This is a genomic window from Pseudoalteromonas sp. US3C1004, from assembly GCF_048401065.1.
Classification (GTDB): domain Bacteria; phylum Pseudomonadota; class Gammaproteobacteria; order Enterobacterales; family Alteromonadaceae; genus Pseudoalteromonas; species Pseudoalteromonas undina.
Map to the genome: position 1 here is coordinate 2,305,542 of NZ_CP183073.1, position 25,140 is coordinate 2,330,681.

Consider the following 25,140-nt stretch of genomic DNA (forward strand, 5'->3'; position numbering starts at 1 on the left):
TTAAACCTTATTGTTATTAGTGGCTAATAAGTTGCGCTTGGACTTGGCAGTTCAAGCCTTTTACTTTTAATTCTGCACATACTTGTTCAAGTTCCCCTTGCGCAGACTCGGCATAAGCGACGGCTAAAATATACCGTTTATGTTTTTCGTCTTTGATATAAAAAGCATCACGCTTTGATTGCTCATTTAAATGACGTTTAATTAATTGATAATACGCTTTCATAATTGGCAATGATGAAAACCCACCCGCATTAGCAATATACGCTGGCGTTTGTGTTTTTTCTTTAAGCTCAAAGTCAACGCCCATTACTACTTCACCTTGCGCTGGTAATTTAACCACCACCTGTTGCGTATCTTTTAAGGATTTACGTTGCTTAAATTCATCATCTATAACCGCTTTATATTCGCCAGGGCGTAAATCGGTAAACAAATAATAACCATCATAAGCAGCCTGCGTTTGCGCCACTTGTTTGCCTTGTTTGTCGAGTAATTTTACGGTAGCAAAAGGCTGCACTTCACTGCTGCCTTGCTCATCTTGTTTGTAAACAGTTCCCTCTAATTCACTACTGTTATTAAGCGGGATTTCCATATATTCAACAAAACCAGCACGCGGTGTAATAGAAAAGCCATCGTGGGCGGCAACTAAAAAAGGCTCACTAATACTACCAGACTCAATCACTATGTCGGTGGTTCTATTTGCCGGCATCCCTTTAAGAATCGCTAAACCATTTTCGTTAGTTACCGCTCGGCGATAGTTTTGAACTCCTTTTACCTTAACGCCTTCAATTCCCTTTTCTCCGTCATCTTGAATATTGTTATTATTTGAATCAAGAAAGACTCTAACCATTAAAGTACCAGAGTTTGCGAGGCTTCTTTTACTTAAAAAGTACTCGTCAGTGTTCGTATCAAAACCAATACTAAAGCGACTAAATAAACCTAGCCGCCAGTTATCATCATCATCGTAACTCATTGTGCTATTTAAGCTAAAACTATCGCTTTGCCAATTTAGACCCAACTCCATAGAAACTAAATCATTTATACGGGAGTTTCTCAGTGTGAATTCAGATTGCAAATTCTGAGATAAACTACGGCTTAATTCTGCTTGGTAACCCAGTATAGTTGAACCAGAGTCTGCGCTATAGTCAACACTAAAACGAGTGTATGTTTTACCAAATCTATGTTGAAGACGCATGCTGCCAAGTGTTGTTGCATCATCTAAAGAATCAAATTTTCGCCAAATTAAGTTGTTACTAACAACGGTACCGCCTAAATTATAAGATAAGGTATTATCAACACTTAAATATGAGTCGCTAAACTCTCTGTTGTTATATGCGAGCGTATTTTGATAGCTCAAGCTTCCAAACGATTTATCAAACAACTTTCCTGCCGTATATAATCGATAACTTTCAGTTTTCGCTGTTTCTGTATCACCAACTATTTTCTCATTGTTTTGAGACAGACTTAAACGTACCGATTGACCAATTAATTCACCTCTAGCAGCTACCTCTAGCTTATCTTCATCGTTATTATTTTTTTCATAATCTAGATTAAGTAATACTTTATCAAATATACTTAGGTTTGAACCAAAAGCATAATTGTTAACATTATCACCCGAATTGCTATTTAATATTGATGTACCAGCATAAACCGATAAATAATCAGTTAATCCCGTTTCATAACGACCCGCTAGCTGCCAACCTATACCTTCTGGCGAATAAATTGACTGATTGAATAACTGCTCACCTTGCTCAGTAATTGACAACTCATAGAACGACTCATCTGCTGACAAACTATTACCATCTATAAAATATTGCTCTGTTTTTCGCTCTACTTGCCCTTGTGGGCCATAAAAAATTAGCTCAAAATTATTAGCACCAAACAATAAATCAATATCTTCAAATAAATAACGCCCATCAGCTAAACTAAACTGCTGCGCTAGCAGTACATCATTACGGTATAACTCAACATCCCACCCTGGTTGAATAGCACCCGTTAAATTAATTTGATTACTATTAACCTGTTTAAAAAGTGGTTTGTTATCAACTTTTACTCCTCTGGCGTAACTACTATTAAATTGTTTACCGACTTGAGTTGCTAATACATCTCCAAATTGAACAGTTGTCGCATTTAAAGGACCTAATAACCGTGCATCTTTACTTTGACGGCTAAATGATAATCTTGAATCTGATAGTAAATCTTGTTTTCGCCCTGCAAAAAAATACTGAGCATTAAAATAGGCTAAGTCATTTGACCCTAATACAGAGTACCCTATCGCTGAATCCGTATTACTCTTGGTTGCACTAAGCTGCACATCAGCAAGAGGAGATGAAATTGCACTGTATGGACTGGCCTTCCACGGTAGTATTGCTTGACGTGACTCTCTATTAGTCACAGTTTCTCGCTGCTCTCTTTCGCGTTTTAATTCTATAGGTAATTTGGTAGGGGAGCTTACATATAGCTCAAGTGCTGAATATTCAATATCAATATCTAACGAAAACCACTGCGCTAGCAAGTTACTATCAACAAACATATCGCCGTTCTCAGCATAAGCTTGTTGGCTGTTAAATGAATATCTAGCGCCGTTAATTTGTACTGTATTTGTATTTAGGTCTAGATAAAACTGATTATCTTCACGAATAAACCAGCCTTGAGCAATAGGGTCATCGCTATTTATATCGATAGCAAAATCCAGGCTTTCTGAAAAACTTAATAAATCTATTAATACACCGGTTTTACTTTTCACCCCGAGCATTTCACCCAGGTAATTTTTTTTCACGAACGATGAAAAAAATAATAACTCCCCTTCGGGGATGCCCTCACCTTGCTGCACATTAAGCTCAGGCTCTGTTCTTTCATTTACAGCTTGATCAGTGTTGTATTGCTGCCATTTTTTATCTATTTTTTTTATGCTAGCAAGAATGGCCTGAGTGTCAGGCTCTGCTGCTAATAATGGATCAATTGATAAAAAAATGATCAACAACCACTTTAAGCGCTTAAAGTAATACATCGCCTATTTCAAATTACCGATAATTGCATTATTGATTGGCGCAAACTTTTCACTAAAAATAGTATCGCGATATTCTTTAAGCCCTGTATAAATTAAGCGAATTTGACCATCTTTCGGGATATTTTGATCTGCAAAAATTGGTATCGTCGCCGTTGTTGTTTTTAGCTCAGGGTAAATACTGAAATCGTTTAACATGGCGATCTTTTTCTCTGTATCCGCTCCTTTTTGCTTAAAGAAAACTTCTAACTTGCCAAAAGAACTAAAGTCACCCTCTCGCTTAATTTCAATCTCAAGCGCCTTTTTTTCTGGGCTGTGTATAAGCTGTAAATTACTGATATTTACATTGGGTTTTTCAGCACCTTTTCGCAAAATAACGGGAATAGTGTAGCTTAAGAGTAAGTTTACCTTGATGCCTAGTCTCTGTTGCTGACTTTGAGCTTCATTAGGGAGTGCTTTAAAGGCTAGATGAGAGCGGTATTCCTGCTCTGCTAAACCTTTCGGCTTTCGAATAGCAAGCTTAACTATTTGCCTTTCTCCTGGCGCTAATCTAACTTGTGATGGGCTGATCCTAACCATATTTTTAAGTGAAGATGAACTTTCTTGATCAGCCGCTAAATTAGCATACCCTCCCCCAGCTAGAGCGACTTTATCTTGCCACTCCAACCTATAAGTTTTGGGTTCATTAGAGTTATTAACAACAATGACTTTAGCAACACGTTGGCGCTCATCAAAATTGATTCTTGTTGGAGAAATAAGTAAGTTTGCATAAGAATGAAAGCTAATTAAAATAAAGCTTACTAAGATAAAAAAAGTTTTTATTATTGTCATTTAATCAACATCTCTAGTTGTCTAATAATTTAGCGTCACTTCAATTGTAGTATCAAAGATGCCATCTTTATAAGTATTGCCGTCACCTGAGGTACTCAATTGCCCCCCAACTCTCAATAACGCAGTCCCTGTGGTATCGGTTGTAATGGTCGCATTGTATATGAGTTGATTTAAAATCAGAGATGCACCACCGAAAATGTTATTTAAAGGTTGGTTGCTTACAAAGTCACTTACATTTACTTGAATACGTGCAGGGTATCCTTCAAGCAGCAATTCAGCTGCATGGCCTTTTTCAAGTAAATATATCTTATTGGTTAAGGTATTTGTATTACTAGGCAACAAAGTTATGGAGCTAATGCTTTGATTATCACTTATAACAATTTTACCAAAACTCAATGGCTCAAGCGGTGTTACCTGCGCGCACAAACCTGGAGTTAAGGAAGCTGCTAGTATGAATAAAATTAATTTCATAAAATAGCCTGCTTTATAATAAAGCAGGCTTTGCTCATTAATAGTTTAATTCTAATGTGAATGAGCCACTGTAAGTGCCATCAATGTAATCACTCGTAGGAGTAGTGGCATCTGTCGTTAATGTGGCACCAACATTAAATGTCGCTTCACCATTTGCGTCTACCTGAATAGTCGTTGTAGCAGCACTGTTAGGCGTCGCGCCAGTTAGCACATAATACGTTGGAGTACCCAAAGTAAATGCTGCAGTACCAGCAGGTGCTGCATCAGGTGAAATTGCAGTTTCTGTCGGATTTGTAATTGTCAGTGAACCGAAAGGAGACACGCCTGAAACAGAAAAAGCGGCTGGTGCACCTGGTACTAAAATTGCGATTTCAGCATCTGCAATCGATGTAGAAGCCGTTGTAGGTGAGGTCGCTGGATTTGCGGCTAAAACAAGAGTAGCCGTCTCAGCTGCTGCTAAATCCGCTGAGGCACGAATTGTTCCAAAATCTAGTGCAGAATCGTTAGTCAAGGTAAAAGCATTTTGAACTGTAACACCTGCTTGAAACGAAACTGATTCAGCTGCAGCGCCGAAAGAAAGTACAGCCATTGATGCAGCTAATGCTGCTTTAGTAAATATTTTGTTCATAGTTTTCCCTTAGATATAAAGTATAAACCTGTTAGTCAGGTTATGTTAAGTATCGGCCAAAATCACTAAAAAGTTAGAAAAATATTTACTTTATTTTGATTTATAATAACAGGATGCAAAAATAAGCGTAAAAAAACCTTAAACATCCTCTGAAAATGTCGCTAAGGTACACTTATTACCTATTTTGTAAAAAAACAAACACAACTGCGCCGCTTGCTGTTGATTTTTCAGCGGGCCTGCTACAACACTATAAAACGTTGTTGATTCCTTTTGTTGCTCATTAATGCGGTATTGTAAAATACTGTTTAACTGAGGGTATTGCTCTTTTAGTCGCTGTACTTGCCTTTTGGCTCCGTTAGAAACTAAATAACGTCCAATTTGTACACCGTAAATTGCTTTGTTTGTACTGATAGTGTTATCGGCTAAGGCAGTTTCTGAGGAGAGTTGTAAAGATTGCTTAGAGCCATATTCAACACGTTTTACCTTCTCTTTCAACGGCTCAGGTACGGTATCAATATCTGTTTGTGCAGAAAGAGCTTGAATCAGTAATGATAAGTCCTCTTCCATGGTGCTTAAACGCGCTATCTGCTCTTTGTTGTTATCCCATTGCTCTAAGTAAGGTTTTATATCTTTTTCACGCACAAGCTTGTCGCTTTGTGAGTCGGCGGGCATTAGCTGGTTGCTACAACCAGCTAATGCAAATGGTATTAGTAATATTATTAAACGAAGTTTCACTTTAAAGAACCTATTACAAAAAACTAGCTCTAGCTATTATGCAATAAAAGCGCCAAATAAATAATTTATAATCTAATTGGTTTGTCAGTGTAGTTACTCACAAAGCAATCAACTTTATAGAATTTAAATACCTCACAATCATCCTCAGCACTTTTAAAGTTAAAATACTCACCTAATTTTAATCGATAATAGGTTTTGTTATTAACTTTTGCTTTTTCAATGTTTGTCGTGATTTTATCCTTAAACAAAGGCGCTGCTTTTTTGTTAATGTGCTTCCACTGCTTAGCAACACTCTCTTCTGAATCAAGCGAAGCTACCTGCAAAGCAAATACCTTTCTATTAGTATCAACCATTGCCACTTTTGTTGCCTTCGATATTTTAGAAGCGACCTTTTTATTCATCCTTGGATTAATAGCTTTTACTGACGAACGAACAGAGCGGTTACTGTAACTTTTTGGAGGGGCTGTAATCATTTTTTTAGGCACACTTGCATGGCGACTGTTGTATCGCTGATTTTGTAGAGCGTCCCTATTAGTTGGTTTTGCGTAGCGATTACTATATCTTTGCTTTGGGCGATCAACTTTATCTGACGTGCTTGCGTAGTTATTACCATACCTGAGGTTTGGCGATGTATTAGCCTTAATTGATGAGCGTGCATAGCGATTGCTAACAGCCTGATTTGATTGCGCTATTGCTTTACTATTAATAATATCTAAATTATCAACTAAATATGTAAGCTCGCGTTCTAATTTTAATAGTCGCTCTATACCAGAGCGCGCCTGTTGCCATTGCAAAGCGGCATCTTTTAGCTGTGCTAGCTCAAGTGCGGTAATGGTTACATATTCAGGAGAATCTTTAACTTGTTCATTTAACGTAGTTTTATCTGGCGATATAGTACAGCCACTCCCAATTAACATGAGTAACGCTATAACTAAATATCGGTGATACTTTATGCTGCATTCACACATTGATTGTTTCTCTTTCAACAGTTTAGATCGCTAAATTGAGCCAATTTACAATTGGCCTAATAAAGAACGTTAACTACAAAACAACTTTAATTAACATAAAGCTTACATTACAAACCCAGATCTGTCTGTATAACTGCAAAAATAGTTATAATTAAAGTCCTGAAAAAGCAACTTTACAATCAAAAAAAAAGCGCCATATAGGCGCTTTAAATAAATAAAGAACTGATTAGATTAACGTTTTAATAAAGGTCTTAAGCTCATCAGCAAATTCATCGCGGCGTAAGGCAAATTCAATCGTCGCCTTCAAATAACCAATTTTACTACCACAATCATGGCTTCGGCCTTTGATAGCATAAGCGTCTACTTTTTCGTTTTGCATAAGCATCGCAATTGCATCTGTTAGCTGAATCTCATCACCAGCACCTTGTGGTGTTTTAGCTAATAATGGCCAAATATTTTTACTCAACACGTAACGACCAACCACAGCAAGGTTTGAAGGTGCCTCGTCAACGGGTGGCTTTTCTACCATACTCTTAATGGGTGAGCTTTCACCTTGGTTTAACTCAACATCACCTAAATCAACAACACCAAATTTATCTACGTCATCTTTAGGAACTGGTTCAACCATAATTTGACTATGTTTACTTTGCTCAAAACGAGTGATCATTTCTGCTAAATTATCTTTTGTTAAATCACTTTCCACTTCATCGATAATAACGTCAGGTAAAATAACCACAAAAGGTTCATCCCCTATAATAGGGGCAGCACAGTTAATAGCGTGACCTAACCCTTTTGCCTCACCTTGGCGCACATGAATAATCGTCACGTCGTTAGGGCAAATAGACTGTATTTCGGCAAGTAATTGCCGCTTTACACGTTTCTCTAAAGTAGCCTCTAATTCAAAGCTAGTATCGAAATGGTTTTCAATTGAGTTTTTACTCGAATGCGTTACTAACACTATCTCTTTAATGCCAGCGGCAACGGCTTCGCTCACAACGTATTGAATTAGTGGACGGTCTACAACTGGCAGCATTTCTTTTGGAATTGCTTTAGTGGCCGGTAACATACGTGTTCCAAGGCCCGCTACAGGGATCACTGCTTTCATTATGCTCTCCTTATTTTTTAAACTGAAAATGGGTACTGAATCGCTTCATGGCATTGATAGCCAACCACCTCAAAGTCATCACGTGTTACCCATGTTTCTATATCTTCGAGTGATTTAATCTCTGGGTTGATTTTTAATTGGGGAGAAGCAAATGGCTCACGCTTTAACTGCACATCTCGCATTAAATCGAGCTGGTTTTCATAAATATGTTTTATGAACTAAAATATTTTTATCAACCTAGTAGTTTTAAGGAATTAAATAATTAAACGCAAAGACTGACCTATTGTAGCTTAAACCCAAGATATTCAATATATTTTATTCTATCAGCCTAATGAATTTATTTAAATAGAGAACCTGAAACCAAACTATTTATTATGAACCAAATAAAAAATAACATCCTACTGATATTAAGAAGTAAAAAATCTCTCTACATTAGAAAAACTAAAAAAATTTATTAATTTTAAACCTCGTCTGCTTAAAAAATTCTAACTTTGTAGTGGTCAACTAATTTGGCTACTGTTTTAGGATCTTTGTATCTAATCACAGATTATATTGATGAATATATCGACTTCCCGGATATGGCTACATAATCTCTGACTACGAATTAAAAAGATTAAGACAACACAAAAATTCAACCCAAGCTATCAGGTTTTGCAATTGGACTTCATCAAATCTTAAAGTCGTGTATGTGCCATGAGCGTTATACGGTTCCTACACTAGTAACAATAATTTAATTCATGGGCTTTGTTGGAAAAAAACCATAGCGTCCTGAATTTTTCTTAGTAAACTGAGTAACTTGCCTTCCTGAACTGTACTTATTCGGTATAGATTTTTTATTTTCAAAAACAATAATTTGTTTAGATTTCCAGGCTGCCAAACTATCAAAGAGCTTAATATTTACATCCGTATCACTAAGGTCATCTGCCTCATCATCTGGCTCCTCATAGGCAAGTAATGGCGAATCAAGTATGGAAAAACCTAAGTGAGGTAATTCATTATCTTCTGTATATCTCATCAGTCCGAGAGTCGCAGCAGCATGCGTAATAGCTCGGTGTCCTTTGCCATTACTAATTCTATGCTTCCCATTAATAACAAAATCACCTGTTTCTTTATCAAAGTGAACATCATTGGAATTAGGTAAGCCCCACTCTTGCAGAAAACCTCTTACTTCTTTCGAAAGCTTAAACAGAGCGCTTGTTGGTAACGTCCTTTCACTTTCTTCCTTGCCTTTAGATTCCTTTTTAGAAGCTGAATTTTCTAACTCTACTTTCTTTCTAGTTAAAAGCATTAATTGCTCATGCTGTTTTATTGAATCATCAAGTTCGGATTTTAAATTAAATAATTCTGTGTAATTTGTCCGCTGTTCATCCAATTCAGGGTTCACAACAGCTAATTCTTTACCAACAGAAGATATTTTTTCTTCTATATTCGGCAATTGCTCTATAATTGACTCTAACTCAGAACTAAGATTGTTCACTGTAAATTGAAGCTCACCATTAAGCCCTTCAACCTTGGATTTTTCTGATACAGCAGCAGCAACAACATCTTTAATATCTTTATCACAGTCTTGATGAGTTTTATCCTCAGAAACAAGTCTTCCACACGTAGGGCATTTTTCAGAAGGCAATGCTTCAAGCAAAATCCCTGTTTCAGAGATACTTTCCAGTCGAGCCATATCTGAAGCATACTGTTTTTGCAGCAGTTTGAACCGGGATAACATTTCGACTACTTCATTAATTCTGATGCTCTTGAGTTCTAATTCGTCTCTTAAAGCAGCCCGGTTTCTGACTAAACTATTGTATTTTTCTTCATTGGCATCAAGGGTAGAGCGTTCTTTCAATATAGTCTGTGACAACATCTCATCTTGCTGTCTAAGCTCCGTCAGTGAATTTTCTAAAGTAGATACATCTCCTAACGACTTACCCTGTTCTTCTATTAGTTCCTTTAAAACCTCAATTTTTGCTGCTCTAGATAGAGCTTTTTTTTCAACTTCTGCTGGCAATAGTGAACTATCATCCACCCCCGTAAGAATAAACTTCAACCTAGATTTATGCTCAGTTAATTTTGTGTATTGTGTACTAATATATGGTGAGGATTCTTTTTGAATATTTGCTTCATTAACAATCGCAAGATCTAGAGAATTCCTTAGAGTTAAACTAATCAGTCCATTCTGCGCATTCTTTTTAAGTTTCTTGTTCGATAAATTCACTTTCTCGAGTATAAAAGAGGATATACTTTTTATCTTTTTAGTTTCACTTTTAGCCCTAAGAATGACAGGCTCTATGTCTAGTGGTTTTCTTTTATGTAATCCTTCGAAGCACTCATAATCACCACCCTCTATACTTCTTACAAAAGTGAAGCAATCTGATTTAGAAAACGCCACACCTAGGATTACTTGGTCATAACCTTCATGTTCAGGAAGCTCTTTCAGGGGCTTTTCTGTACCCAGCATAAAATCAATCCCATCCAAAACGGATGACTTACCTGTATTTGAAGGGCCATATACTACATTCAAACCACTTCCAAATTCTATTTCTGCCGATTCTTTTACCGGGCCAGTAAAAATAATAAACCTAATTTCCATCTCAATAATACTCAGCTATTTTTTGCAATTGACATCTCTGCGGTTTGGAATTCATTTCTCCAACGATCAAATGCGGAATTGAAGATTTCTGAGAACAACCTATCACCGTAATCGTTATACATTGTGACAGCCCACTCTGCTCTTTGACTAAGTTCTTTTATATATTCATTTGTTAAGCTTTCGATAAAGACACTAGCAAGCTCTGTTGCACAGTAATAGAAGCCATCAGCTGTTATTACTTTCTGTACAAGCCTTTTGCTTTCCATAAGAACAAGGCCATTTTCAATTAACGGCCTCCTCACCAAAAGCTCACCACTTCTTTGTAGAATATTCGGATGTAGGCTCGGTGGAGCATTTTCAATATCTCCGGAATGAACAACAATATGATCTAAAGCTAACAGTTGCTGTATATCGAATTTATTTGAGAGGTCAGCAACTAATATACATATGGATCGTACCCCTGTTTCTAAAGCACTGTTAAATATGAAATCTGAATGTAGAGTTTCACTCATCATCTTCCAACCATTTTAATTTGTCGTCATTAGCCAATTGGTGGCATATACCATATCTATCTTTCACTCTTATATTTTCAAATAAACCATTTGAATCAAGCGGCACAGACTTTGACTCATTTAAAACAGCCTTAAGTTTAATTAGACTATTTTCATGCTCGTCTTCTGCTGTATCTATAACTCCATCAAACATGTCATTTTGAAGATCCTCAAATGTACCCAGCGGAACAGAATCTCGAGCAAAGGTTCTTAATGATTCAGCAAAGTAGAACGATTCTCTTTGCCTAATAAAATGCTTTGTAAGATCAGGGAAACTATCAATCTGAAAATCTTGTTGCTTAATACCTTTGCTATCAGCATAAGCATTATATAATTGCTCTATATAGCGAGCCTCATTATTTTGAAAGACCTTAGGAGGCTTTGAAGGCGCTGGGCGTTCTTTTAGTCCACCACCAAACCTTATTGGGTAATATGGGGTTTCTCTATATTCCTCGACAACTTCATTTACGGGTTTGTATTTGAAAATACTAAAGTCAAAGCACAAGACGAATTCCTTGAATTCGCCCTCTAGTGAAATCTCTTTGGTTGTAGTTATACTCTTCGAACACCAGCTATCCCACTCTTCTAAAAGCTTACTCTTCAATTTTTCTGAATTTAATAATAATTTTTTAAGTGATGGGCCACAGTCCTTAGGGGAGAAAAAGTAATATTTTTTTGGCTTTGTCAAATTTCCAGTATAAACATGCCATAATAACTTACCGATTTCAGGAATCGCAGTCCCTGGCGCCAAAGGATCACCTTTATAGTATTTGCATTGATAATTTTCCCAGCTTCCAGAAAAACCATGCTCAGTGTGAAAACAGGCAACGTCTACACCATAATCATTTGCCCCACCTAAACGCGTTACAAGGTGATACTTTGATTTTTGAAATGTTCCCCATTCTTCTAGAAAATATTCCCATTCTTCGGCTGAGAAAAGAAACAAGTGCTGCCTAGGAGTTATTAATTTACCATAAGAAACTTGATGAAAAGACGCTGAATCATTTTCACTCTTAGGTTTAGCTAATTCGAGAGCATTTAAGGCTAAATTTAACACTTATAAAACTTCCATTTTCTAGGCATGATCCCACGCTTTGTTTTATCACTCGAATCTCGGGCATTCATGTGAATAGATTCTCCATATAACGCTCTGTTAATGGGCAAAATATAGTTGGCTAAAATAAGTAAAAGCCAACTGTATTTTGTCCTTGTTAAACAGTTTGTTATGTATTTTATTTTATTTTATTTTCGAGAAACTCTTTCGTACCAATTCTAGGGTCTATTTCTTCTAGGCATTTTTGAAAGTCCTTTATTTTCCCATTAATTAAATCAGGTTTATCCGCATCTATACTGTAACCAATCTTCAGGCAATTAAGTTGCTGGTCTATCAGCTTGGTCTGAACCCAAACATAGCCATAATAAGATGTTGGAATGCCCAATATGATACCTAGCACCCAAACCCAATTCCGTAGTAAATAACCAATAATATTTAAAAGCAACTCATACCTCCACAACCAATCCTGATAAACACATAACACCCAATTAACGGGCAAAAAAATTGTTGTCTATAATGTTTGAGGCACGAAAAACAGCAAACTGTTTTTTGTCCCTGTTTAATTGACTTATTATACGTTTATTCCATAAAAATTATATTCATATAAGTAGGCCTTATTTCATTTTCTTCACACCACAAATCGAATTTTTCACGTTCAGATGAAACAAAACCAGTTCCATCGTCATTTGTAATCACAAGTGTAAGACTATTAATAGGTCTCAAAAAATCTCCATCAATCATAAAATCTCTACTGTTAGTTAGAGAGCCAATAACATGCTCTAAGCTAGAGTTCTTATTATTTTGTAGGTAATCTTGCATACCTTCATCTAATGGAAAATAACCGCCTTGCATTGCCATTATATTTATTGCAGACATTTCAGCTGTACCTATCGTATACGGCGCCCAAACATTATCATTACTTCGAATTAAGTCTTTTTCTTTCATTTCTATAGTTTTATACAACCATCCAGCTCTATCTTCTATTTCTTTAGGTATTGCTAGCAACAAGGGTTGAATATTGTCCATGTGAAGTCCATCATCCCAAGGCATTTTCACATCAAAAAATATTGCAATTTTAGACCAGATTAATTCTAAGATCATTTTTGCTGGATTATGCCTAGTCGAAAAAGATATAACCCAAGAATTTTGATCTTTAATTACGGTAAAGGGAATACCATTACCTTTTACAATACAATATTCATTAGAGGTTACCAATGTTGGCAGGCTAGGAACTCCAAGTCCTTGACCACCATCTTTACCTTTTTCTTCAAGGATCTTTATAAAAGCGGTTCTTAAGCCATTCTCACTTTTATAACCTTCGTAACCATGAATAATACTTACTGGAGCTAATGATTCCTGTACCAAGGCATAGAATAAAATACTGTCACTTTTTGAAAGATGATGTATGTCCAAGTATTTCTTTGGTGCTATTTTTCCAGTAATTTGAGAGAAGCACTTTCTAGCAATTGAGATATCAGGTTCATAATTTTCAGTTTTTAACTTATTTTCAAAGTGTTCAGAGAATCTCTTTCTTATTCCACCTAAATGTTCAAATGCATCAATGTAATCTTTTTTTCTTAAAGTTTTCTTAACTTCAAAAATACAAAGGATATTTTCTATTTCGTAGATGTACTCGTCTGTTAGTCCATAACGAACACCATCACCATGAACCAACATGCAATCAATCTGTTCCGGCAACATTTCGCCACCAACGGATATAAAACCAGACACTACTTGTAAATTGAGATTTTGTGGAAGGATAAATGCTTGGTCGATGCCTTGTTTTGTAACCTCTTCATATGCACTGCCTAGTGTAGGCATATGAGGCATCTCAAAATCTTTTAACTTTGTTGTTTCTTCTTGAATAAACAACTCTAAGAGTTGAGAGGCTTTAATAATCATCGGTGTTCTCCGTCCTTGAGAAAAGTATAACGCCTCAAGCAGAGGCGCAGCTTTGCTGCATCCCTTGGCTTGACTTGTTAGTTTCTGTTGCTTCAGCTGATTGCATTTTTTGAACTAATGATGGCTCTTCAGTTGCCTTTTTATTTTGAGCCTCAAGAGCTTTTTTGTAAGATTTCTCACTTACTATATATTCTTCTGCTCTTTGATTAATTGAAGAGTATTGGCTGTTAAGTGAATCAATTTCGTTTGATAGATGCTCTAAATCTAAGATTCTATCAAAGTATAATGCTATAAGCCGTTCACACTCCCTTGCTACCGCAAGGTATTCGTTACCTATTTCTCGATGGCCTTCATAACTCTTTTTAAAATTAAAGAATGTCTGAACACCACCAAGCAACGCCGCAGTCAGTGCTAGAACTGCTCCAACCCATTTGCTCCAATCGGGCAATTCGGTTCCCAGTAAAGCAAAAAACACTGAACCTAGAATCAGGTTAATTACTACTATTGGAATACCACAAAGGATATGAAGGTGGCGTCCATTTTGGGACGCATAGAAATGACTGTGCTTACCAAGATGGGAGTTCCATCTCAGCTTTTCTATTACATCAACAGTGTATGGAACAGATTCCATTCAATTCTCCTAAGAAACTAACGCCAAGCTCACCGGCACATATTGCGGAGAGCGTTTTTGTGTGAAAATGGAGCGAAGCGACTCACACAAAAACGAGCGTAGCAACATGTCTCCGCGTGCAGCTTTTTGTTAGGCTTTTTCACTTAGCAGCCCTGAACGATTTATGATTACCCCACGAGCAAATTTAAGTTTATCAACCAAACCTGCTTGCGTCTTGGGAGCCTCATCTGAATCACCAAGTGGACAATAGCTACCATCAGAAACAAGACCAATCTCGCAGCTTCCATGTATCGAATTAAGGATAAGCATTTTATCTTCATCTTCTTTAACAGGTGATTTTAGGAATCTATTAAAGTAGTTAATTTCCTCATTCTTAGTCATATGGTTAACTTTAGAACAATAATTCTCACTGCATTGAACGCTAAGCTCATGAAAGAGAGTGTTAAAAATAGGCTCATAGCGATCAAATTTAAATTTATCAGGTAGCTCTGTATTCGTTTCAGCGAATTCTTCAGGATTGTACAGCAATTTAGCAGTTATCTCCTCACCAGACCTAAAAAGAAGACATTGCATTATATAGGACAAGCCCTGAATTAATGGAGCTTGGTCTCTATTTAAAGAACTACATTTGAATATAAATGGATATACATTTAGCATCCCAGTTGCAGCAACAGAGAACAGCCTAACTTCATCTAAGTCTAGCCCCCATTGGTGGTTAACTAAATCTCCATAAGCCACCTCTGCCAAAACTGCTATTAACGTGAGATATGAGTTTTCATAATACTCATCCCTTTTATCCCATAATTCATCTAGCTCGCCTCCAGCAGGAAGTAGCATTAAGTTTGAAAATTTAGATTCGATAACTTTACAACGACCACTAAATGCAAGCGACGATGGAAGGAACCTGGCTAATGTCCGTGGGTTTTTTCTTAAGAGAAGCTCTAGATCGTGCCCTTGCCAAACTGAAATACTCGGAGTTTTATGTGTGCTCTGAAAGTCTTTGATCCAATCTAATGTGGGGTTGGATATTGTAGCATTGGTGATAATAAGAACATTATCTTTAGTGTTGTTTCCAGAGGCATTTAATATCGTACCTTGAACTTGTGATTTTTCTAATTGTTTTTTTCGGTATTTTACTTCAAACCAGTACTTTTCTTCTTTGGAAGCTGAAGGCAGAACAGTCCAAAATGTTGCCTCTAAATCACGCCCACCATCAGTGGCAGAGTTACCTTCTCCTCCTTTCCTCCACGTTAAATTAGAAAAGCCCATCTCATCCAACAAATGAAATATTAGATTCTCGAAGTCTACGGGACTAATTTCGGAAAAATCTAACCGTTCCTGTAAGAAATCTATATCTGTAAGGGTAACTGATATGTCCGTCATCTAGACCTCTGTTTCATGGATGCCTAATAATTTAATAGTGCGCTCATCGCGCATATTTCTGCCGACTTAACGCTCATTTATCTATCTTATATAGTTTTAACAAATTACCTAAGGCATTACTATCTCTAAGTTTTGTAAAATTTTTAGGTAGAGTTAAATGAACCAATTGCGCGCGCCGCTCATTTTCAGGAATATATGCGCAAACGACTCAGCTTGACCAATTAATAAACTATGATATTTAGCTAATCCCAATGACTGGTTATCGCTCATAGCAGTCTGCCTGATGAAGTCTAAACTTATTCACTTAAACTGTAAGAACTGATATGAGCTAGTACAGCTGATATGCTATTTACGACAAAGTCGCTCGGTAATTAGAGCGACATAATCCCTTGGTAATCACACTAGTACATCATCATGTTTTTAAATTAAAGCTGTTGTTTACTTAACAAACATCCAAATACCGGCAGCGATCATAAACAGGTTTTCTGTTAGGGAGATAAACCCTAGTGGTACGTTACTGTCACCGCCTACACACGCACATTTTAACTCTCGTTTATCTATATAGACTGCTTTTATCACTGAAACAGCACCAACCCCACCTATGAACAATGAAATAGGGGCAATAATATAGGCTGGTAATCCGGCTATCATTCCAATGCCAACAAATGCTTCTAAAAATGGGTAAACATAGGCGTACCTGACTACTTTCATAGCGACTAAGTCATAGGTTATAAATGAATTAGTAAAGCTAAATAAGTCTTGAAGCTTTTGTATTGCTAACACTGCCATTGTTAGGGCTACAAACAGTTCAGCGGTTTGCATTGATAATAAGCTATTATTCGCTGCAAAACTAAATGCCACACTAAGCAAAAAACTAACCGAAAAAATCGCAATCACGGGCGTGTAAGTTGTACCTTCTTGCCCAGCTTTTGGCTTATCAAAGTAATCGCGTAAGTCGACATAGCCACCTATACGTTTATTATCAATAAATGTTTGAGGTGTAGTTTCTACACTGTGTTGTTTTTTAAATTCATCTGTTTGCTCTCGAGAAGTTAATAGCTGATCATCAACTGTATATCCCTCTCGCTCTAGTAGGTCTTTTGATTTTAAACCAAACGGACAAATATGCTCATCTGTGGCCATTCTAAAAAGTTGGGCTGATTTACTCATGTTTAGCTCCCTTTTATGTATTGGTATAAAATTTTACTTAGCATTAAAATCCGGTACGGTCCTAGATTGTGCTTGTTCCTGAGTTTCTGCTAGGCCATTTTTTTCTATATCGTTCAGTAACCACTGCATCTCTTTAATCTCACGACGCTGTGCTTCAATAATATTTGTTGCAAGCTCTTGGACGCGCTTGTCTTTGATATTAGCTCTATCACTAGTCAGTATAGCGATTGAATGATGCGGTATCATGGCTGACATCCAAGACTGATCGTTGACCGTTATTTGCGAACGTACTAAAAATAATGCGCCTACAAAGCTAATAATGCTGATCCCTAAAACTACGCTGTTTTTCTTTTTATCCTTATACATATTTAGCATAAACAACAGCATAACTACCGCCATTGCAGCCCCCATATAAATAGCCATATAGGTACGCGTTTCACTAAAAAACACATGGCTTAGCTGATAACTATTCAAATACATTAGTACAAACATGACTAATGTTGATGTGGCTATCATTAAGAAAAATTTTAAATACTGTGACATTACAATGGCTCCTTTTCAGTTGTTCAACTTGTATTTTATTTATACTAAGGGGTATTACTTACAATTTATAAGGCGTAAGCCCACTATATATTTAATCATCGCATTAATACTTACGGCTAACTCAATAACTATGCCATAAGAGTTAAAACTGCACTGCGTATTTGCTGATATGCTTATAAGTATGTTGCTGTGAATCTTGAGTAAGTACTTCAATATTATATTTATGAAAACGATTGCCCATCTCCATACCTGGCGTGCCAACAGGCATTGCCGGAACTGTCAGCCCGATCGTTTTCTGAGGGTGTTGTTCAGCTAAAAACTGCTTTATATATTTAGCTGGCACGTGCCCTTCAAAAACATACCCATCGGCTGAAACAGCGCTATGGCATGAGCGCATATTTGGCTTTATTTGATATTGAGCTTTAATTAGCCCCATATCAGCAACATCTATTGCTTTTGTTTTAATGCCACTTTCATTAATATGCTCAATCCATTTTTTACAGCACCCACAGTTTTTACTTTTATAAACTGTCAACTCAATCTCTGTTTTATCTTTTTCTATGGCCTCTTGGACTGGCAATACACTGTGTGGGTTTTCCATACTTTTTACTGATATAGACACCGCCAACATCACTGAAAGTGCAGTTGTTATGTACGTTAATCGCATGTTACTTCCTTAATTTGACCAATGAATATGTGTGATTTTCCAGCCATTGCGGGTCTTTTTTAGAGTCATTGACTCCATACCCGTTGTGTTAATGGCTTTACCTTTGTAGCTGCCCATCGTTTCACTTCGCGAAATGGAGTAAGCGATATCACCACTTATATAAACCTGATGTTCTAATAGTTTGCTATTAACCGAACTGAGGTATTTCATATCCGCTAGCATGTGGTGATTTGCATATTCATCGGCAGAACGCTCAACGCCTCCGCCTTCAAAAATAATGACGTTATCAGCTAATAATGAGCGAGCTTTTTTTGATCACTTTGATTTAATGCTTGGTGAAAGGCACTTACTGCTTGCGCAGCTGGGGTATCGGTACCAACAAATAACACACGCTCATTTGCATGTTCCTCATTCTTGTGTGCGCTTACAGCTAGTGAGTTCAATGCGCCAAAAAGTAATAGCGATGTTATGATTATTTTTGCAGAGTTATTAAACATGTTGCTCTCTTTTTATTAAATTAATTTGGGGGACCAACAAGTGTGGTGAACACGCTTGTTGTAATAAGTACAAAAGCAGCTATCAGCATTTCTACACTGATGGAACGTTTTAGTGTACCTACATGCTGTTTTTGGGTGATTCTCGGAACTAAAATTAGTTTGTGCCAAGCCCCCATCATAAGCATCGCGCTCACTAGTAGCAGTTTTAGCAAAATTAATTGCCCATAACTTGACGTGAACAGCGCTGATAACGAATGCAGGTAATTAAGCAAAAGCGCTAAACCTGAAATAAGCAGCACAAATACAACGATGATGGCTAAGTGCCCAAACAGGTGCATTACCTTCTTAACTTCATGAACAGATAATATGGTACAGCTTTTATATAGTGGCCACAGTGACCCCACCCAACTTGCTATTGCAAGAAGGTGAAAAGTTAAAATGCTTTTTACTAACCCATTTTCATTTGCACTGTGACCTGTGAAAGTGAAGCTATATGCAATAGATATAAGCAAAACCAACATAACTGTATTATTTATAACCACTGCAAAACGGTGCTTTATGTTAATGCGCCAATTAAGTGCAACAATCATAGCCACAAAAAGCGCTGCGCCTCTGAAAAGAGCTTGTTCTCCTATAACTGATTGCCAAACAATCTCTTGCATAAAAGGGTCTAGCATTCCCGCTACACCAGATTCTGCAATTGCACCAGCTTCAATTGGTACTTGTAAAATGACAGCAATAAAACCCAATGCCACACATTGAATTTGCCAGCGCTTTAAATACTGAGAGAAACTTATAAAGTGATGACCAGATAAATTACTGGCGATAATAAAACGAATTAAAAAAGTACCAGCAAGTGCGGCCAAAGCACTATAGCTTGCTAGCTTTAATAATAGTAAAAGTACTGACCATTCACTTACTTGTATCATGCTGCTACTTAATGATTGTGTTTGCTGTGGGCATTAGATTGTTCTTGCATCATATTACTTGACTCACTTTGATGTACCATAAAAGAAAACGAATCTGACATTTTATGTCCATCCCCCCCAAGTACTGTCCATTTAACCGTGTAGGTACCATGTGCTAAACTCGGCAGCGACCAATTAAAGTCTGTGCTTGGGGTGGAGCTAGGTTTGAAATCAAAGTTTATTGATTTATTTTTTTCATCTTTGATGATGACTTTTGCTAGCCTTACTTCACCACCAAAAGTTAACGAAAGTTGCTCTGGGCTTTGCATTAACATGGCTTCTTGCGTAGGTGTTGATTGCTTGAGTGATATATGCGCTGATGCGGAAAATGTAAGCACTAAACCTAAAATAACTACTGCAGAATTAAATAACTTCATAATTACCTCTTATTTAAAATGATTAAAACCAAAATTTAATACCCGCAACAAATGCGGTGTTATTGCTACTTTGTCCACTTGATGTGGCATAGTCGGCGGTACTGCCAAATTTATTGCTCCATTCAACGCCAATATAGGGCGCAAACTGGCGTGTAAACTCATAACGAACCCTAAAGCCAATCGCGCTGCTTGATAGGCCACTTCCAAGTTCGTTTTGTTTATCGTTTTTGCCATAAAGTGTAATTTCGGCTCGCGGTTGTATAATTAACTTTTGCGTGAGTAGTAGTTCGTACTCTGCCTCTAACGTAAATGCGGTACTGCCTCGCTCACCTACGTACGCTGTCATATCAAGTTCAAACCAGTAAGGGGCTAAACCTTGTAAGCCAAAAGCCAACCATTGCCGATTTTCACCTTCTTTATTGTAATCAAGACGAACACCTGCTTGAGTATCCCAATATGCTGATACGGCGTGACCCCATAAAATATCGGTTTGGTTTTCCTCAAGGCTTCCTTCGCTGAAATCCCCCTCAGTTTTAACTACCAATCGATCAAAGGTAGTGCCGTACCATGCTTGTAAGTCAAATACACCTGCATTTGCTTGCTCGTTATATTCAAGACGATCGCCTAGTAATGCGTAAAATGGATGCTCATCAGCGAGTGTTAATCGCTCATTGCCCTCAAGCACATATGGGCCTTCTGTTAAAGTTGTTCCCGCAGAGTAAGCATGAGGGTCTCTTGCATCTTTAGGTGCATCTCCCCCTTGTGGTTGCATCTTAGCGCTACTCTTTTGTGCCATTTCACTTTGCGCTAATAAAGGGAAGCTAATTAATGAAGCCCCAGTTAACATTAATAAACCTAATGATTTAGATAGTTTTAATTGTTTCATGATACGACTACCTCTCTAAACATGCCGGCATCCATATGGAATAATAAATGACAATGCCAAGCCCAGCGCCCTACATCGTGAGGGGTGGTTAAGAAGCTGATTCTTTGTGCGGGTTGAACAGGTATCGTATGACGTCGCACTTGCACATCACCTTGCTCGTTTTCTAAATCACTCCACATACCATGCAAATGCATAGGGTGCGTCATCATGGTATCGTTTTGTAAAATAACTCTTAAACGTTGGTTATGCTTCATATGCACTGGCGTGCTTTTACCAAATTCTAAGCCATCAAATGACCAGCTATAACGTTCCATATTTCCGGTTAAATGCAGCTCAATTTCAGCTTCTGGCTCTTGCTGGTTAGTGATCCCTTCAAGTGAGTGTAAATCTGCAAGTGTTAAAACACGACGACCATTTTTACGTAAACCAATACCAGGATCATCAAGATTTGTTCTCGGCATATCAACGCGCATATCAACTGAAGCTCCATACTCCGTTTTTGCATGACGCACTTTAGAGCTGGCAACCGCTAATGGGTTTTCAGACATACCATGTTTGCTATGATCCATCGCCATTGGACCGTGATCCATAGCGCTATGATCCATTTCTTTAGAGTTCATACCTGACATGCCAGCCATACCTGCCATTGCAGAATGCTCACCGCCGTGGGTCATATTGCCCATCATATCGGTCATCGTTAACCATTCAACAGGGTCAAGTGCAGGTACTGGCGCATCAATATTAGGCGAGCTTGATAAAGTTCCTTTTGCGTAACCAGAGCGATCCATACTTTGAGCAAAAATCGTATAGGCATCATTTTTAGGCTCAACAATTACGTCGTAGGTCTCACCAGGGCCGAATCTAAATTCATCTACTGTCACAGGTTCAACATTTTGTCCATCAGCTTGTACAACTGTTAACTTCAGCTCAGGTATTCTTACATCAAAAAACGTATTGCTAGAACCGTTAATAAATCTAAGCCTAACCTTTTCGCCAGCTTTAAACATTCCTCGCCAATTTGACATTGGCGTACTACCATTCATTAAAAAAGTCATTGCAGATGCTGATAAGTCAGCAAGATCTGTAGGGTTCATTCTCATTTTATTCCACATTTCCCGGCGTTGTAGCGCATTTGAAACGCTGCTATTTGAAATGTCATCAAAAAACTCTGGAACAGTAGGTTGATTAAAGTTAAATACATCGCTCTGTACTTTTAACTTGCGGAACAAATCCATTGGGTCATCATCAGTCCAATCAGATAATTGAATAACATGCTCGTTATCTGCACTAATAATATCTTTTTCTCGCGGTTCAATAATTAATGCACCGTACATGCCAGTCATTTCTTGAAAGCCACTATGTGAGTGATACCAATATGTACCGCTTTGTTGTAATTTAAATTTATAAACAAAGGTTTCGCCAGGCATAATCCCTTTAAAACTGATACCAGGTACGCCATCCATTTGATACGGTAAAATAATGCCATGCCAATGAATTGAACTCGGTACTGATAACTTATTTGTTACTCTAATAGTAACGTCATCGCCTTCTTTGAGGCGCAAGGTAGGGGCGGGTATAGAGCCATTGATAGTTGTCGCCATACGTACTACGCCAGTAAAGTTAACCGGCGATTCATCTATAACCAGATCAATTACTTTGCCGCTAAGTTCGGGCACAGTGCCTGTTATTGTTCCTGCTACTAAAGATGATGCAGCATGTAATACACTCGGAAAAGCAGCAAGTACACCTCCTGCAATTAAGCCTTGAACAAATCGTCTTCGTGGTGTGCTAACCTGTTGTGATGACTTTTTAAACCCCATTTCCTTACTCCTTCATACCAGAATATGTATTGAGTATAGAAAATAGACCTGTCTTCAACATGACGCGAACATTACAAAGTTGTAATCTTGGTGTCATGTTGCTGTAGTGACAGATACTGCATAATATTTGCAGAGGTAGTTGTTAGGACTTTAATGAAGGAATTGTATGCGCTTATTAGTTGTTGAAGATGAAGCAAAAACGGGAGATTATTTAAAACAGGGACTAAGTGAAGCTGGTTTTCAGGTTTCTTTGGCGCGCAATGGTCTTGACGGTCATCACCTAGCAATGACCGACTTATTTGATGTAATAATACTTGATGTCATGTTACCTGACGTATCCGGTTGGAAAATTTTACAGTCGCTACGTGAAGCAGATAACAAAACCCCAGTACTATTTTTATCTGCTCGCGATAGCATAGACGATAGAGTAAAGGGGCTCGAACTTGGTGCTGATGACTATTTAATAAAGCCTTTTGCTTTTGCTGAAGTTTTAGCAAGAGTACGCACTCTTATTCGCCGTGGTGCAGTACAAACAGTTGACGATATACTGATCGTTGCTGATTTAGAAATGGATATTCCAAAGCGAAAAATACAACGTGCAGGCAAGCGTATTTTATTGAGTAATAAAGAGTTTAGCTTACTTGAACTATTGTTACGGCGCGAAGGTGAAGTACTGCCACGTTCGTTAATTGCTTCTCAAGTATGGGATATGAATTTTGATAGCGACACCAATGTGATTGATGTTGCCATTCGTAGGCTAAGAGCAAAAGTTGATGATGACTTTACTATTAAATTAATTCATACGGTTCGTGGTATGGGCTATAAATTAGAGGTTGAAACTGATGGCTATTAAGTCACGGCCTTTATCACTTACGATGCGTGTTGTGTTGTTTGTGGCTGTAACCGTTATTGCGTGCTTAACTTTAGTTGCCACCTTAATAAATAGTTCGATAAAACATCATTTTTTCAAGCAAGATAGTAGTGAACTGCATGTTATTAATCAATCTATTGAATTAGTTTTAAGACAACAGTATAAATCAAACCTGAAACTTAAAAATGAATTATCTAACGCTGTAGCGGGTCATCACGGTGTTTACTATCAGGTAAATACCGCAAAAGGAGAGCTCATTTTTCAAAGTTCTGAACGAGATTTTAGTGATTTTGTAATGAGTGCTAAGGCTTCAGCTGGCTTTAACCGTAACAACATTACCTCATGGCAAAATGATACCCACACCTACCGAGCTCTGGTGAGTAATTTAAGTACTGGGCAACAGCAATACAAAATTACTACAGCGATAGACATGAGCTTTCATTTACACTTTCTCAATCAATTTCAACAAAGCCTTTGGGCTATTATGTTTGGCTCTGCGGTACTCATTTTATTGGTGGCTTGGTTTGCTATACATCAAGGATTAAACCCTTTACGAGGTTTGAGTCAGAAAATGCATGACATCCAAACTAATAAGATGGATGTAAGGCTTGATGAAAATAAAGTGCCTATTGAGCTTGTTAATATGGTGCAGTCGTTTAACTCGATGCTCGACAGGCTCCAAGGTGAATTTATTCGTTTATCAAATTTCTCTAGTGATATTGCGCATGAGTTACGTACTCCACTAACAAATATAATCACTCAAACACAGGTTGGTTTATCTAAAAAAAGACAGTTGTTAGAGTATCAAGAATTATTGTTTTCTAATCTAGAAGAGCTGGAACGACTAACTAAGATGGTTAGTGATATGCTTTGGCTTGCAAAAACTCAGAATGGACTGGTTAAACCCGTTCAAAATACTCTAAAAAGCCATGATGAAATTGAAGCATTATTTGAGTACTTTGATGCTTTGGCTGAAGACTCATTGATTACATTTAAGAAAAAAGGTCAAAACCTTTGTTTTTATTGTGACAAATTACACTTTCGCCAATTATTATCAAACCTCCTATCCAATGCAATAAGGTATGCCCCAAAAGGCTCATCAATCACAGTAAATAGTGAAATATTTACCGCTGAAAAAATATGTATTTCAGTGATTAATACTGGGGAGAGAATACCTTCTGAGCATTTACCTTATTTATTTGACCGCTTTTATCGACCCGATAAATCGCGCCAACGACACAGCGATGGAGCTGGTTTAGGGCTTGCAATAGTTAAAGCTCTAGCGCAAGCAAACGGTGGAAATATAGAGGTCAGTTCAAATAATCAAACTACCAGCTTTAAAGTTTTTCTAAATTTAGCTAAAAGCTAATTATTAAATTTAATAACCCAATGTTTGCTTGTACCTCTAGACTTCCCAGCTTTCATTAAACACCGGTTTATAAACTTAAAGTACAAAACGGAAGTAAACTTCCGATTTGTAAGCCTATATTACTA

Annotated in this window: 23 protein-coding genes and 2 pseudogenes; 2 read left to right on the top strand and 23 right to left on the bottom strand. The window is 37.5% G+C overall.

Translation table 11 applies throughout. The features are described 5' to 3' along the window. Window positions 1-16 precede the first annotated feature (16 nt). From ACNSN3_RS10820 to ACNSN3_RS10930, 23 genes and pseudogenes are all read right to left on the bottom strand, one after another. Window positions 17-2,977, bottom strand: a complete 2,961-nt coding sequence (locus ACNSN3_RS10820) for a hypothetical protein (protein ID WP_418607308.1) — start codon at window positions 2,975-2,977, stop codon at window positions 17-19. Between the two features lie 33 nt (window positions 2,978-3,010). Further along, on the bottom strand, window positions 3,011-3,835 hold the full coding sequence (locus ACNSN3_RS10825; RefSeq protein WP_054201746.1) for a molecular chaperone: 825 nt from the start codon (window positions 3,833-3,835) through the stop codon (window positions 3,011-3,013). A 21-nt stretch (window positions 3,836-3,856) separates the two neighbouring features. Next, window positions 3,857-4,306, bottom strand: coding sequence for a DUF4402 domain-containing protein (locus tag ACNSN3_RS10830; protein WP_010387823.1), 450 nt, complete (start codon window positions 4,304-4,306; stop codon window positions 3,857-3,859). A 37-nt stretch (window positions 4,307-4,343) separates the two neighbouring features. Further along, on the bottom strand, window positions 4,344-4,934 hold the full coding sequence (locus ACNSN3_RS10835; RefSeq protein ID WP_054201748.1) for a DUF4402 domain-containing protein: 591 nt from the start codon (window positions 4,932-4,934) through the stop codon (window positions 4,344-4,346). A gap of 138 nt (window positions 4,935-5,072) precedes the next feature. Further along, window positions 5,073-5,669, bottom strand: a complete 597-nt coding sequence (locus tag ACNSN3_RS10840; protein WP_054201749.1) for an SPOR domain-containing protein — start codon at window positions 5,667-5,669, stop codon at window positions 5,073-5,075. Between the two features lie 65 nt (window positions 5,670-5,734). Next, complete coding sequence (locus ACNSN3_RS10845) at window positions 5,735-6,586, bottom strand: SPOR domain-containing protein (protein WP_418607309.1); 852 nt, start codon at window positions 6,584-6,586, stop codon at window positions 5,735-5,737. Between the two features lie 277 nt (window positions 6,587-6,863). Further along, window positions 6,864-7,742 (bottom strand): UTP--glucose-1-phosphate uridylyltransferase GalU, encoded by an 879-nt coding sequence (galU, locus tag ACNSN3_RS10850; RefSeq protein WP_010387817.1) that lies wholly within the window; start codon window positions 7,740-7,742, stop codon window positions 6,864-6,866. Between the two features lie 17 nt (window positions 7,743-7,759). After that, window positions 7,760-7,951, bottom strand: a pseudogene (locus tag ACNSN3_RS10855) (thymidylate synthase); the annotation flags it as partial. A gap of 521 nt (window positions 7,952-8,472) precedes the next feature. Then, window positions 8,473-10,326, bottom strand: coding sequence for a hypothetical protein (locus tag ACNSN3_RS10860; RefSeq protein WP_418607310.1), 1,854 nt, complete (start codon window positions 10,324-10,326; stop codon window positions 8,473-8,475). A gap of 11 nt (window positions 10,327-10,337) precedes the next feature. Next, window positions 10,338-10,841 carry an ABC-three component system middle component 2 gene (locus ACNSN3_RS10865; RefSeq protein WP_418607312.1) on the bottom strand — a complete coding sequence of 168 codons (504 nt, stop codon included), beginning with the start codon at window positions 10,839-10,841 and terminating at the stop codon, window positions 10,338-10,340. Further along, complete coding sequence (locus ACNSN3_RS10870; RefSeq protein WP_418607314.1) at window positions 10,831-11,934, bottom strand: ABC-three component system protein; 1,104 nt, start codon at window positions 11,932-11,934, stop codon at window positions 10,831-10,833. The genes ACNSN3_RS10865 and ACNSN3_RS10870 overlap by 11 nt, the downstream gene beginning before the upstream one ends. 175 nt (window positions 11,935-12,109) lie before the next feature. Next, entirely contained in the window at window positions 12,110-12,316 is a 207-nt protein-coding gene (locus tag ACNSN3_RS10875) for a hypothetical protein (protein ID WP_418607316.1), read from the bottom strand. A gap of 194 nt (window positions 12,317-12,510) precedes the next feature. After that, entirely contained in the window at window positions 12,511-13,833 is a 1,323-nt protein-coding gene (locus ACNSN3_RS10880) for a DUF6602 domain-containing protein (RefSeq protein ID WP_418607318.1), read from the bottom strand. Between the two features lie 34 nt (window positions 13,834-13,867). Next, the gene (locus ACNSN3_RS10885; RefSeq protein ID WP_418607320.1) at window positions 13,868-14,464 is read right to left on the bottom strand and encodes an SLATT domain-containing protein; all 597 of its coding nucleotides are present in this window, start codon (window positions 14,462-14,464) and stop codon (window positions 13,868-13,870) included. 129 nt (window positions 14,465-14,593) lie between these two features. Then, window positions 14,594-15,847, bottom strand: a complete 1,254-nt coding sequence (locus ACNSN3_RS10890) for a restriction endonuclease (RefSeq protein WP_418607322.1) — start codon at window positions 15,845-15,847, stop codon at window positions 14,594-14,596. 438 nt (window positions 15,848-16,285) lie between these two features. After that, entirely contained in the window at window positions 16,286-17,017 is a 732-nt protein-coding gene (locus ACNSN3_RS10895; protein WP_008463945.1) for a MauE/DoxX family redox-associated membrane protein, read from the bottom strand. 33 nt (window positions 17,018-17,050) lie between these two features. Continuing rightward, entirely contained in the window at window positions 17,051-17,560 is a 510-nt protein-coding gene (locus ACNSN3_RS10900; protein WP_418607323.1) for a DUF305 domain-containing protein, read from the bottom strand. A 142-nt stretch (window positions 17,561-17,702) separates the two neighbouring features. Continuing rightward, window positions 17,703-18,227 carry a DUF411 domain-containing protein gene (locus tag ACNSN3_RS10905; protein WP_016900197.1) on the bottom strand — a complete coding sequence of 175 codons (525 nt, stop codon included), beginning with the start codon at window positions 18,225-18,227 and terminating at the stop codon, window positions 17,703-17,705. A 9-nt stretch (window positions 18,228-18,236) separates the two neighbouring features. Continuing rightward, a pseudogene (locus ACNSN3_RS10910) lies at window positions 18,237-18,724 on the bottom strand (YybH family protein). A gap of 20 nt (window positions 18,725-18,744) precedes the next feature. Beyond that, complete coding sequence (locus ACNSN3_RS10915; protein ID WP_182758738.1) at window positions 18,745-19,650, bottom strand: copper resistance D family protein; 906 nt, start codon at window positions 19,648-19,650, stop codon at window positions 18,745-18,747. Window positions 19,651-19,661: 11 nt separating this feature from the next. Then, window positions 19,662-20,069, bottom strand: coding sequence for a copper resistance CopC family protein (locus tag ACNSN3_RS10920; RefSeq protein WP_024589684.1), 408 nt, complete (start codon window positions 20,067-20,069; stop codon window positions 19,662-19,664). 22 nt (window positions 20,070-20,091) lie between these two features. Beyond that, complete coding sequence (locus ACNSN3_RS10925) at window positions 20,092-20,955, bottom strand: copper resistance protein B (RefSeq protein WP_024606961.1); 864 nt, start codon at window positions 20,953-20,955, stop codon at window positions 20,092-20,094. Beyond that, window positions 20,952-22,775 carry a copper resistance system multicopper oxidase gene (locus tag ACNSN3_RS10930; protein ID WP_008109920.1) on the bottom strand — a complete coding sequence of 608 codons (1,824 nt, stop codon included), beginning with the start codon at window positions 22,773-22,775 and terminating at the stop codon, window positions 20,952-20,954. The genes ACNSN3_RS10925 and ACNSN3_RS10930 overlap by 4 nt, the downstream gene beginning before the upstream one ends. Window positions 22,776-22,941: 166 nt before the next feature. On the opposite strand from ACNSN3_RS10930, the gene ACNSN3_RS10935 reads away from it, so the two are divergent. Together ACNSN3_RS10935 and ACNSN3_RS10940 are read left to right on the top strand one after the other, a co-directional pair. Then, window positions 22,942-23,628, top strand: a complete 687-nt coding sequence (locus tag ACNSN3_RS10935; protein ID WP_008109918.1) for a heavy metal response regulator transcription factor — start codon at window positions 22,942-22,944, stop codon at window positions 23,626-23,628. Continuing rightward, on the top strand, window positions 23,618-25,015 hold the full coding sequence (locus ACNSN3_RS10940) for a heavy metal sensor histidine kinase (RefSeq protein ID WP_418607327.1): 1,398 nt from the start codon (window positions 23,618-23,620) through the stop codon (window positions 25,013-25,015). The genes ACNSN3_RS10935 and ACNSN3_RS10940 overlap by 11 nt, the downstream gene beginning before the upstream one ends. Window positions 25,016-25,140: the final 125 nt, after the last annotated feature.